This is a genomic window from Streptococcus parasuis (assembly GCF_021654455.1).
Taxonomy (GTDB): domain Bacteria; phylum Bacillota; class Bacilli; order Lactobacillales; family Streptococcaceae; genus Streptococcus; species Streptococcus parasuis.
The window spans coordinates 220,780-233,371 of record NZ_AP024276.1 but is presented as its reverse complement, the minus strand read 5'-3'; the positions used below and the strand labels follow the sequence as shown (position 1 = coordinate 233,371).

At 41.2% G+C, this 12,592-nt stretch carries 10 protein-coding genes and 2 pseudogenes; 4 read left to right on the top strand and 8 right to left on the bottom strand.

Annotation, left to right across the window (positions count from 1 at the left end):
• Positions 1–230 precede the first annotated feature (230 nt).
• The 5 genes from rseP to L6410_RS01165 all read right to left on the bottom strand — a co-directional run bounded on the left by rseP (position 231) and on the right by L6410_RS01165 (position 4,910).
• Positions 231–1,490, bottom strand: coding sequence for an RIP metalloprotease RseP (gene rseP / locus L6410_RS01185; protein WP_237395641.1), 1,260 nt, complete (start codon positions 1,488–1,490; stop codon positions 231–233).
• 9 nt (positions 1,491–1,499) lie between these two features.
• Entirely contained in the window at positions 1,500–2,306 is an 807-nt protein-coding gene (locus L6410_RS01180; protein ID WP_024396368.1) for a phosphatidate cytidylyltransferase, read from the bottom strand.
• Between the two features lie 9 nt (positions 2,307–2,315).
• Positions 2,316–3,071 (bottom strand): isoprenyl transferase, encoded by a 756-nt coding sequence (locus L6410_RS01175; protein ID WP_024391666.1) that lies wholly within the window; start codon positions 3,069–3,071, stop codon positions 2,316–2,318.
• Between the two features lie 113 nt (positions 3,072–3,184).
• Positions 3,185–3,508 (bottom strand): preprotein translocase subunit YajC, encoded by a 324-nt coding sequence (yajC, locus tag L6410_RS01170; protein WP_024396366.1) that lies wholly within the window; start codon positions 3,506–3,508, stop codon positions 3,185–3,187.
• A 109-nt stretch (positions 3,509–3,617) separates the two neighbouring features.
• On the bottom strand, positions 3,618–4,910 hold the full coding sequence (locus L6410_RS01165; RefSeq protein WP_024391664.1) for an adenylosuccinate synthase: 1,293 nt from the start codon (positions 4,908–4,910) through the stop codon (positions 3,618–3,620).
• 364 nt (positions 4,911–5,274) lie between these two features.
• On the opposite strand from L6410_RS01165, the gene gshAB reads away from it, so the two are divergent.
• From gshAB to dusB, 4 genes and pseudogenes are all read left to right on the top strand, one after another.
• On the top strand, positions 5,275–7,506 hold the full coding sequence (gene gshAB, locus L6410_RS01160; RefSeq protein WP_237395640.1) for a bifunctional glutamate--cysteine ligase GshA/glutathione synthetase GshB: 2,232 nt from the start codon (positions 5,275–5,277) through the stop codon (positions 7,504–7,506).
• A gap of 216 nt (positions 7,507–7,722) precedes the next feature.
• Positions 7,723–9,013 (top strand): annotated as a pseudogene (locus L6410_RS01155) (IS4 family transposase).
• Positions 9,014–9,217: 204 nt separating this feature from the next.
• Positions 9,218–10,084 carry an Hsp33 family molecular chaperone HslO gene (gene hslO / locus L6410_RS01150; protein ID WP_024391639.1) on the top strand — a complete coding sequence of 289 codons (867 nt, stop codon included), beginning with the start codon at positions 9,218–9,220 and terminating at the stop codon, positions 10,082–10,084.
• The gene (gene dusB / locus L6410_RS01145; protein WP_237395639.1) at positions 10,077–11,081 is read left to right on the top strand and encodes a tRNA dihydrouridine synthase DusB; all 1,005 of its coding nucleotides are present in this window, start codon (positions 10,077–10,079) and stop codon (positions 11,079–11,081) included. The genes hslO and dusB overlap by 8 nt, the downstream gene beginning before the upstream one ends.
• Positions 11,082–11,207: 126 nt before the next feature.
• Here the strand turns inward: dusB and L6410_RS01140 are convergent, their stop codons facing one another.
• From L6410_RS01140 to L6410_RS01130, 3 genes and pseudogenes are all read right to left on the bottom strand, one after another.
• On the bottom strand, positions 11,208–11,450 hold the full coding sequence (locus L6410_RS01140) for a hypothetical protein (protein WP_024391637.1): 243 nt from the start codon (positions 11,448–11,450) through the stop codon (positions 11,208–11,210).
• Positions 11,447–11,680 carry a hypothetical protein gene (locus tag L6410_RS01135; protein WP_024391636.1) on the bottom strand — a complete coding sequence of 78 codons (234 nt, stop codon included), beginning with the start codon at positions 11,678–11,680 and terminating at the stop codon, positions 11,447–11,449. Before L6410_RS01135 ends, L6410_RS01140 begins: the two co-directional genes overlap by 4 nt.
• 557 nt (positions 11,681–12,237) lie before the next feature.
• Positions 12,238–12,387 (bottom strand): annotated as a pseudogene (locus L6410_RS01130) (adenylyltransferase/cytidyltransferase family protein); the annotation flags it as partial.
• Positions 12,388–12,592: the final 205 nt, after the last annotated feature.

Below are 12,592 nucleotides of genomic sequence, written 5' to 3'. Positions count from 1 at the left end.
ACCTAACGCAGTGCCTTTGGCACAAGGCAGGTTTATCTTTTTCGTAAAGTTTTTAGCACGCATTCAATTCCTTTCGTAGTTACTTGATTGGAAGACAAAGAATTATTTTTTCAAAATCCTCGCTGACGCTCGAGTTCAAATCTGAAACTCTCTGTTCCTTTCTTTTTCGTAGTTTTCAGAACATCCTGCGTTTAGCACGCATTCAATTCCTTATATAAATTTCAATTAGTCTAGAAGAAAACACGTATAATGTCATTCCATGTGACTACTATCATAAGAACTACCATTACGGCCACACCCGCTAGGGTAATATAAGATTCTGTTTCTGGCTTTAATGGTTTTCTGCGTATTGCTTCCAGAATGTTCATCACAATTTTACCACCATCTAAGGCTGGAATTGGAATCAAATTAAATATTCCAAGGTTAATGGAAAGCATGGCCATTAGCCCCAATACAGATGCCAAACCAAATTCAGCAGCTTGGGCACTAACTTTATAGATGGCTACAGGACCACCCAATTGTTTCACATCAAAGTTTGCAATTAGATTTTTCAAAGCTGTTACAATCAAGAGTGCCGTCGCACCTGCTTCTTGGAAACCACCGACTATTTTATCAACGAATCCCGTCTTCAAGATTGGTGAAATCCCAATTCGATAGGTTCCATCCACTTTCTCCGCAGTAACGGTCACATTTTTGGTTGCTCCATCATGTTCCACAACCAAATCAAAGCTTGGAGCAGTTGTTGCATCTGCCGCCGCCCTGCTAATGATCGTCGCGACTTCTGTGTAGCTGTCTGTTGCATCACCATTGACAGATAAAATTTTATCACCAGTCACAAGTCCAGCTGCTTGTAAGGCACCACCATCAGTAATACTAACTGCATTACTTGACGAATCGGCGACCCCACCTTGCATAAACATCAAAAGAATAAAAACTAAGATGCCCAAAATGAAGTTATTCATCGGCCCAGCAAAGTTGGTGATCAAGCGCCCCCAGACTGTCGCATTTTGGTATTGAACATCCAGCGGAGCAATTCGAACTTCAGTGCCATCTTCCTCGACAATCGTTGCATCGTGATCAACTTTATAAGTCTTGCTTTCTTCCAAGACCAAGCCTGTGATTTCTAATTTTTCTTCGAAATCAAAACTAGTCACATTCATCGGTAAGCTAAGGTTATCTAGCTGTTTTCCAGATAAATTTATCCGCGTCACAACACCAGTTTCATTCAAGCTGAGGCTAGCAGGAGTCCCTGTCTTAATCTCTGTCTTATCCTCGCCCCAACCGGCCATTCGAACATAACCACCAAGTGGAAGAATACGAATCGTGTAAAGCGTCCCATCCTTACCTGTATGAGCGAAAATCTTTGGCCCCATACCAATCGCAAATTCCCTTACAAGGATTCCCGCTTTCTTAGCAAAGTAGAAGTGACCAAATTCATGGACAACTACAATGACACCAAAAATAAAAATAAATGCTAAAATTCCCTTCATAGGACCTCCTTAAAATAGGCCAAAGAAGTGCATAATCGGAAAGACAAAAATCATACCATCAAAGCGATCCAATATACCACCATGTCCTGGAATAATTTTTCCAGAATCCTTTACACCAAAATGGCGTTTAATAGCACTTTCAACTAAATCTCCAAATTGTGAGAATATCGAGAAAATCACAACTAGCAACAACATCATGCCGATGGAATAACCAGCCAACAAAGACTTATCGATAATCAAGAAAATGATAGCAACTACCACCGCAGAAAGAATACCACCTACAAAGCCTTCAACTGTTTTATTCGGTGAAACCTTTGGTAATAGTTTTCTGCGTCCAAACTGGCGTCCAATCATGTAAGCGCCTATATCCGTAGCCCAAACCAAACAGAGAGCAAAAAAGACCTTATCTAGACCATCCATTCGAGCCAATACCAAGCTATGGAAACCAATTCCTACATAGAAACTTGATGCAATTGGAAAGACTACGTCTGAATAATTGTATCGTCCAATATTGAAAACTGTAGCCCCAAGAAGAAGGAAGACTACAATCGCATATGCTGTATAGTTCCCATCTGTCGGCAAGAATGTTAGATAATTCTGTAACGGAAGCGTCAATACTAGACTTGCCAACATGGCTAAAACACCTTCAATTGAATTCGGTGCTAGACGATGCATCTTAATCAGCTCAGCTGTCGCAATCATTGCTAATAAACCGACAAAAAATTGAAAGGCCATGCCTCCAGCTAGCAAGAAGGGAGTGAAAATAGCTAAAGCAATTGCACCAAATATCACTCGTTTCTGTAAATCATTTGTCATAACTTCTCCTTATACACCACCAAATCGTCTATGACGTCGGTTATACTCTTTAATTGCTAATTTAAGGGCATCTCCATCAAAATCAGGCCAAGCAACGTCTGTAAAATACAACTCACTATATGCTGATTGCCAAGGCAGAAAATTGCTGAGACGGAGTTCGCCACTTGTACGGATAACTAGATCGGGATCGCGTAGCGTTGGTGATAAGGTCCCTGTATAGAGGTAGTCCGCAATTAATTTCTCGTCAATATCTCCAGGATTAAACTTGGCATCCAAGACATCTTGCGCTATGGCCTTAACTGCTCGAGTCACTTCATCACGACCACCGTAGTTCAAAGCGAAGTTGAGAATTAGTCCTGTATTATTCTTCGTTTTTTGCTCAGCCTTATAGAGAGCATTAAGGGTGGCTTGAGGTAGTTTGGAATGGTCACCAATCATCTGAATTTTGACATTATTGGCATGGAGTTCAGGTACATACTTATCATAAAATTCCACAGGAAGGTTCATTATAAACTTTACTTCCTTTTCTGGTCTAGACCAGTTTTCTGTAGAAAATGCATACACTGTCAATACTCGAACACCCAAGTCAGAAGCAGTCTTAGTAACTTTTTGTAGGGCATCCATACCTGCTTTGTGCCCCATAATACGGGGTTGCATCCGCTTTTTCGCCCAACGACCATTACCATCCATAATGACCGCAATATGCTTTGGAACTTCTATTGCCGTCTCAATGCTTTCTTTCTTTTTAAACTTAAACGTAAACATGCTATTTTCCTTCATTTATAATCGTTTCATTATACCATATTTTTTGCTAGGATAGCAAAAATCAGGCAAGTCTAAAACAAGAGAAAACCAAGGTTTCCCTCGGTTTCTCATCCTTATTCTTCAATAGCAGATTCTGGGGTTGCTTCTTTCGTTTCAACTGCAACTTCTTCAACTACAGCAGTTGATGTGTTAGAACTAGCGACACGATTACGAATCGCACCACGCTCAAATGTTAAATAGATACCATCGATATCAAGAACAACCTTTTTATCATCGATTTCGTCGACAATACCATATAAACCACCAATTGTCACAATTTCATCACCTTTTTTGATTTGGTTCAATGCTTCTTGGCGTTGTTTTTGTTGTTTACGTTGCGAATAAAACATAAAGCCAATCATGGCAACCATGACAAGTGGCAAAAATAAACCTTCCATTTGTTTACCTCATTTTTTGTTTGATAAGCTTGATTATACCAAATTCTAAACAAGAAAGCAAAATTAGACTTGGCCAAAAAAGACCGAACATTCGTTCAGTCTTCATACACTATTTTGCACTCCATACACTTTCAAGAATGTTAGTCTGTTCGCGACCAGGACCTACTGAGAAAGTTGAAATACGAACGCCAACTAATTCACTAACACGTCGAACATAGTTGCGTGCTGCCTCTGGCAAGTCATCCAAACTACGCGCACCTGTAATGTCTTCTGACCAACCTGGCATCTCTTCATAAATTGGTTTACAACGCTTCAATTGCTCCAAACTTGCAGGATAGTGGTCAATACGCTCACCATCCAAATCATAAGCCACACAGATTTTCACTGTTTCAAGGCCTGACAGAACGTCAATAGAATTGAGTGACAAGTTTGTAATACCTGATACACGACGGCTATGGCGCATGACAACAGAGTCAAACCAACCGACACGGCGAGGACGGCCAGTTGTCGTACCGTATTCCTTACCGATTTCGCGGATACGGTCTCCAATTTCATCGTGCAATTCAGTTGGGAATGGTCCGTCACCAACACGGCTAGTATAGGCCTTACATACACCAACTACCTTGTCAATCTTGCTTGGGCCGACACCACTACCGATTGTCACACCACCTGCAACAGGGTTTGATGAAGTTACAAATGGGTAGGTACCTTGGTCAATATCCAACATAACCCCTTGCGCCCCTTCAAACAAGACACGTTTGCCTTGGTCGAGAGCATCATTCAAAATAACAGAGGTATCGGTCACATATTTCTTGATTTCTTGACCATATGCGTAGTATTCTTCAAAGATTTCATCAAATTCGATTGGTGTTGACTCGTACATTTTTTCAAATAGACGATTCTTTTCTGCCAAGTTTACTCGCAAACGCTCTGCGAAAATATCTTTATCCAACAGATCTGCAATACGGATACCAACACGCGCAGCCTTGTCCATGTACGCAGGGCCGATACCCTTGTTGGTTGTACCAATCTTATTTTCACCTTTTGATTCTTCTTGCAATTGATCCAATTTGATGTGGTAAGGCAAGATAACGTGTGCGCGGTCTGAAATCCGCAAGTTATCTGTTGTAACACCTGAATCATGGAGATAGTTGATTTCCTTCACCAATGATTTTGGATTGACAACCACACCATTACCGATAACAGAAATCTTTTCTGGGAAGAAGATTCCTGATGGAATCAAGTGCAATTTATACTTAGTCCCATCGATAACGATAGTATGCCCAGCATTATCTCCACCTTGATAACGCGCAATTACTTCAGCATTAGCAGATAAAAAGTCTGTGATTTTACCCTTACCTTCATCGCCCCACTGGGTTCCTACAACAACTACTGATGTCATATTCACTCTTTTTCTGAACTGGCTGACCAGTCCAGCCTTTCTTCTACTTCTGGCAGGAATCTCACCTGCAAGTTTCGTTTTACACATTATTTTATCAAAAAACGAACATTTTTTCAAGAATTTCCATTATTTTCAATTATTACGAACATTGCTGTTAAATTTTCTTATTTTCACGAAATATTCTGAACAAATTGCACCTTCAAGCATTTTTAAAAAAGTTTTTACAAAGGATTTCCGAAGTCTTTTATCACTTTCAATTATTTTCAATGATATTTTCACAAAAAAACGTAGCAGAAATTTGTATTTATCTATCAAACTAGATAAAATTGGAATAAGACTTTAACAGAAATAAGAAGGACTGAATATGTTACAGAAATTATCTCCAAATAGCCCTATTCTTCAGGCCACCTTCGGTATTGAACGAGAATCCTTACGCATCAATGCAAACCACAAAGTTGCTCAAACACCTCACCCAGAAAAATTAGGTTCACGTAGCTTTCATCCGTATATTCAAACTGACTATAGTGAGCCACAAATTGAATTGATTACCCCCATTGCTCATTCCACTAAGGAAGCGAGACGATTCCTTGGTGCGATTACAGACGTAGCGATGCGATCAATGGATAAGAGCGAATACCTTTGGCCCTTATCCATGCCACCTGTCATTTCAGAGGACGACATCCAAATTGCTCAACTAGAAAGTGACTACGAATACCAGTATCGCGTCGGCTTAGGAGAACGGTATGGTAAGCTCCTCCAGTCTATGTCAGGCATTCATTACAATTTTGAATTAGGGAAAGACTTAACCCAACAACTTTTTGAATTAAGCGAGGAAACAGATTTTGTCGCATTCAAAAATACCCTCTACCTCAAGTTGGCACAAAACTTCCTCAACTATCGCTGGCTCTTAACTTACTTATATGGAGCAAGTAGTTTAGCCGAAAAAGGATTTTTATCCGAGGAAGTCGGTTGCGTTCGTTCCATTCGCAACTCCAAACATGGCTATGTTAATGCCGAAGACGTTCATATTTCTTTCTCTTCTCTCGAACAATACGTGGCTGACATCGAACAAGCTGTCCAGTCTGGTCAACTATCCGCCGAAAAAGAATTTTATTCCTCTGTTCGACTACGTGGGGCAAAAACGAGTCGCGACTATCTCAGCAAGGGGATTTCTTATCTGGAATTCCGTACCTTCGACCTTAACCCCTATGACCCACTTGCTATTAGTCAAGAAACCCTCGACACCGTTCATCTCTTTCTCTTAGCCCTCCTTTGGCTGGACCAACTAGCTGACGTAGACAATGCTTTAACAAAAGCAGATAGACTGAACAACCTCATCGCCCTAAGCCACCCCCATACACCTCTACCTAGCGATGCTGATCCCACACCAATCTTGACTACCATGAAAACCATCGTCGCACACTTTGGACTGGATGACTACTATAGCCAGCTCATTGCACATGTGGAGGCAGCTCTTCAAGACCCAAGACTGACCCTTTCTGGAAAAATAGCAGAGCAGGTTGAAGATGGATCTCTGGAGCACTTTGGTCAGCAGCAAGGACAAGCCTTTCATGATTATGCTTGGACAGCCCCTTACGCCCTTAAAGGCTATGAAAATATGGAACTCTCTACTCAGATGATTCTCTTCGATGCTATCCAGATGGGCTTGAATGTGGAGATTTTGGATGAAGAAGACCAATTTCTCAAACTTTGGCATGATGACCATATTGAATACATCAAAAATGGCAATATGACATCCAAGGACAACTACGTGGTTCCCCTTGCCATGGCCAACAAGGTTGTCACTAAGAAAATTTTAGCAGAGGCTGGTTTCCCAGTTCCTGCGGGAGCAGAATTTGCAAATAAAACAGATGCCCTGCGCTATTATGGACAAATTTCCAGCTCTGCCATTGTCGTCAAGCCTAAATCCACCAACTTTGGCTTAGGAATATCAATCTTCCAAGAACCTGCTAGTCTTGTAGATTATGAAAAAGCCTTAGACATCGCCTTTTCAGAAGATAGTCATGTGTTGGTAGAAGAGTTCATAGCCGGTACCGAATACCGCTTCTTCATACTAGATGGAAAATGTGAGGCTGTTCTGCTCCGTGTCGCAGCTAATGTCGTAGGTGATGGGCATTCAACTATCCGAGAATTGGTCGCTCAAAAAAATCAAGACCCTCTGAGAGGACGTGACCATCGTTCACCACTTGAAATCATCAATCTCGGTGAAATTGAACTACTTATGTTAGAACAGCAGGGCTATACTCCAGATACAGTACTTCCCGAGGGCATTCAAGCCTTTCTACGCGGTAATTCTAATATCTCAACGGGTGGTGACTCTATCGATATGACTGACCAGATGGGTGAATCTTACAAGCAATTAGCTGCCGACATGGCACGCGCAATGGGGGCCTGGGCTTGCGGTGTAGATTTGATTATCCCAGATATACATCAGGCAACCAGCAAAGAAAAACCGAACTGCACTTGTATCGAACTCAACTTTAACCCAGCTATGTACCTGCACACCTATACCTTTGCAGGACCAGGACAAAGTATCACACCGAAAGTTCTACGGAAACTGTTTGCGGAAATTTAATACTGAATGCTCCATTGTCAAAAGCCTTAATGAGTAAATGAATCCAGAGGAACTTTTCTCTCAATTCCCACGAAATTAAAAGTTACATAGTTTACTTTCTTTCTAATGCATTAAATAAAAACTGGCTGACACGCAATGTCATTAAGTTAACTAATCTATCACATTTTGTGGTAGGTTAGTTTTTTATGTTACACTAAAAATAAAAGGGGAAAAATCATGCTAGACCAGATTAAATCTCATTTATTTGAAAGTATCAATGACATCGTTTCCTCTGCCGACCAGTTTGTACTTCATCCTGAAAAAGATTTTAGTCGGAAAAGTCAGCTAACGATGAAAACCATGATTCAAGCTATACTGACCATGGGTGGTAATGCCTTAGCCAAAGAGCTACTTGATTTAGATTTGCCAGTCACTCAATCTGCCTTTGTCCAACGACGATATCGGATCAAACATCAAGCTTTTAAAACCCTGTTTGCCAATATTACTTCTAAAATTCCAACTTCTAAAGATCTCCCTATCCTAGCTGTTGATGGTAGTGATGTGGTTCTACCAAGAAATCGTTCTGATAAAACAACCTCGTTCCAAACTGGACCACACCACACTCCTTACAATCTCATTCATATCAATGCTCTCTACAATCTTGAACAAGAGATTTATCATGACCTACGAATTCAGGATAATCGGGAGGTTGATGAGCGTGCGGCTTTCATCGACATGATGGAGAGTTGTCCCTTTTGAACAAGCTCTGGTGATAATGGATAGGGGGTATGAATCCTACGATGTCATGGCGCATTGCCAGGAGAAAAATTGGTCGTATATTATTCGTATTCGCGAGGGAAATAATTCGATGAAAAAGAGTTTTCGTCTCCCTGATACTCCTTGTTTTGATGAGGCATTTGACCTAAACATCTGTCGCAAACAAACCAATGACATGAAAGAACTGTATCGAGACTTCCCTAATCAGTATCATTTTTTACCTCATAATGCTTCCTTTGACTTTTTACCAAACTCTAGTCGAAAAAGTGATCCAATCAGTTTTTATGACCTTCATTTTCGGATGGTGCGCCTCGAAATCAAGCCAGGTTTCTTTGAAACTTTGGTGACAAATACGGATTATTCACCAGAAAAATTAAAAAATCTCTATGCCTACAGATGGGGCATAGATACCAGTTTTCGTGACCTAAAATACAGTATTGGGTTGACTCATTTTCATGCGAAAAAGAAGGAAGGAATTCTCCAAGAAATCTACGCTCGCTTTATCAATTTTAATGTTTGTAAATGGCTAACCTCACACGTTACCATTAAAACATCAAAGTTAAAACAGACTTATAAAATTTGTTTTTCAGACTCTGTTTATGCCTGTCGAAAATTTCTTAGAGAAGAACTTACTTCCTTCCAATTAGAAACCTACATTGCTAAGCATTTATCCATTATTCGACCCAATCGAACCTTCCAAAGAAAGATAAAAAGCCAGGCTCCCGTAAGCTTCACTTATAGAGTAACATAATAGTTGAAAAATAGGGTTAAAAACCTTCCTTTTTGTGCGCCCTAAATACAAAAACTATTCCCGTCTTGTCATCAACTGCTCAGACGGGAATAGTTTCTTTAGCTGCTTAAATGCTTAACTTAATGACATTGGGCTGACACGGTCAGTTTTTTCTTATGGTCGTCTCCTTTCCGCATTTTCTTTACTTGTGCTATAATTAAAGTTATGGATAAAATTATTAAAACACTATCAAATAGCGGGCATTTCCGTGCCTTTGTGCTAGATAGCACAGAAACCGTAAAAACGGCTCAAAAAAAACACGATACTATGGCGTCGTCCACCGTTGCTCTGGGTCGCACTCTCATTGCCAATCAAATTTTGGCTGCCAATGAAAAAGGCGATACAAAAATCACCCTGAAAATCTTGGCCGTTGGTGCCGTTGGTGCCATTATCTCCGTTGCCAATACCAAAGGTCAGGTCAAGGGCTACATTCAAAATCCGGACTTGGATTACAAACGGACAGCGACTGGTGAAGTCATCGTTGGACCTCTTGTGGGGAACGGTCAATTCTTAGTCATCACAGACTACGGAACAGGTCATCCTTACAACTCCATGACTCCCTTAATCTCTGGTGAAATCGGTGAAGACTTTGCCTACTTCCTAACAGATAGCCAGCAGACGCCTTCTGCGGTGGGACTAAACGTCTTGTTGGACGAGGAAGACAAGGTCAAGGTGGCTGGCGGATTCTTGCTACAAGTACTTCCGGGTGCGACCGAGGCTGAAATTGCCCGTTTCGAGAAACGAATCCAAGAAATGCCTACCATTTCGAGCTTGCTGGCTTCTGAAAACCATATAGAAGCTCTGCTATCCGCCATTTATGGCGACGACGACTTCAAACGACTGTCAGAAGAGGAAATCGGCTTTGTCTGCGACTGCTCTAAAGACCGCTTCCTCGATGCTCTAGCCAGCCTGCCAAAAACGGACCTGCAAGAGATGAAAGAAGAAGACAAGGGCGTGGACATCACCTGTCAATTCTGCCAGACCCATTACCACTTTGACGAAAACGATTTGGAGGAACTCATCAATGGCTAATCTCAACACCCCTTTTATGATTGGTGATGTGGAAATCCCCAATCGCTGCGTGCTAGCTCCTATGGCTGGCGTGACCAACTCGGCCTTCCGCACCATTGCCAAGGAAATGGGCGCAGGTCTGGTCGTTATGGAAATGATCTCTGAAAAAGGCCTTCTCTACAACAACGAGAAGACCCTCCATATGCTCCATATTGACGACAACGAATACCCTATGTCTATCCAGCTCTTTGGTGGCGATGCCGAAGGACTGAAACGGGCTGCCGACTTCATCCAAACCAACACCAAGGCTAATATCGTAGATATTAACATGGGCTGCCCTGTCAACAAGGTCGTTAAAAACGAAGCTGGTGCCAAGTGGCTCAAGGACCCCGACAAGATTTACCATATCATCAAGGAAGTGACCTCAGTCCTCGATATTCCCTTGACTGTTAAAATGCGGACGGGTTGGAACAATACCGACCTAGCGGTCGAAAATGCCCTGGCCGCAGAAAGTGCCGGTGTGTCTGCCCTGGCCATGCACGGACGGACCCGCGAGCAGATGTACACAGGAACCGTTGACCTAGAAACCTTGACCAAGGTGGCTGGCAGCCTGACCAAGATTCCTTTCATCGCAAACGGCGACATTCGCACTGTCGAAGATGCTCGTCAACGTATCGAGGAAGTTGGTGCCGATGCCGTCATGGTCGGACGGACCGCTATGGGAAATCCTTACATCTTCAACCAAATCAACCACTATCTTGAAACTGGAGAAGTCCTGCCCGACCTCTCCTTCGATGACAAACTCAATATCGCCTTCGACCACCTGACCCGATTGACTAATCTCAAAGGCGAATCCATTGCCGTTCGAGAATTCCGTGGTCTTGCCCCACACTACCTCCGTGGTTCAGCAGGTGCTGCCAAGATCCGTGGCGCCGTTGCCCGAGCAGAGACTATCGAGCAGGTCCAAGAACTCTTTGACCAAGCTAGAGAAGCCTATCAAGAACGGATCACTAAGTAATACTCAATGAAAATCTGAATAGAGTGGCATTCACTAACATTAAGCCGATACAAAAACGCATAAAACCAAGGTTGTAACCTGATTTTATGCGTTTTTTCTTAGTGATTAGAACCTCAACTCTTATGTTTAGTAACGATAGTCGGGATCATAATGAATGTAGATATTATTGTTACCGTCGTATTCAAAGGTTAATTTCCAACGGTTGATAATACGAATAGAATTTTTATCTGGTAACCATCTTAACAAGGCAAAAAGTGTGAAATCAGGTTCTTTGCTATAGAAAACCATTTCTGTTTCATCATTTCCAATGAAAACATTTAGACTTGGATGAACATGGATAGCATATTTTCTAAATATATACTGTTTCATTCCGATTCCTCCTCATCCGTATAATAGATTGTTACTACGTTACCTGAGATTTCAAATTCCACACCCCAAAATGTATCTATCAATAGTCTGCCTGCTTGAGAAATTTTAACCCGACCGCAGATTGTGGTATGGTCTGGAAAGATAACTAATATCTCATCTTTGCCATCATAAATAGAGTGTAATCTTTCTGAAATCCTAATTTCAAAATTATTTAATTGAATAATTTGCATATTTCTCCTAGTTTATTTACTATGGACGTAGGTAATTCCCATACTTGTCATATGTACCTATTCGTTGACTTTTTCGATTAAATAGTTTCCAGTAAGTTCCTTTTGGTCCGAAATATGTACCAGATCTACCAGATGCCACTGTTCCGCATCTATTTGAATAACCAGAAAAGGGTATTATCGGATCATTCTCTACCTCCAGCTAAATTCGAAAAATGCTTCGATTTTGTTTCAACAGGTGTTTCGATTCGACTAGCAACTTGAACAGGCACCTCTGGTGGAACAACTGTCATCAACACTATAAGCAAGTTAATAAAACAAACGATCGTTTTTTCAAAAGATTCTTTTTCATAAGAACCACCTCCTTTTTATTAGTATATAGTAACAAAAAAATCAAATATTTATTGGAATGTTAACGTTTTTTCCGAACTTTCGTTAATGATGGTAAGACTTTTAAAAGTTCTTGGATATAAAAAAACGCATAAAACCAGGGTTATACCCCGATTTTATGCATTTTTCCATACTGATTACATATCTTCCCTATCTTCAAAAAAGTCAACAAAGGCAGGGGCAATATAGTCTCGATACTTCTCAGGATTCTCGCGAATGAAAGTTGCTGAAATACCAAATTTTCTAGGACTAAAATGAGCTTGATAGCCTCGATTTTGCAGTTCCTGAGCGTATTCTTCCTCAGACACATAGAACGATATTCAGACCAGCCCAACATACCAAGCAAACGTTCTAGCCAAATATCCCTTGTGCATGGGAGCAAAGGTCCCAAAAACAACAGTTATGGTTTGAATCATCGATTTCCTTTCTAATCGTTAAAGAGGCGAGCAAGCTCACCTCTCCAACTAATTCATACTCTTTTCAAAACGGAAGAACAATTCTGCATCTGGAAAGTCTAGTAACAAG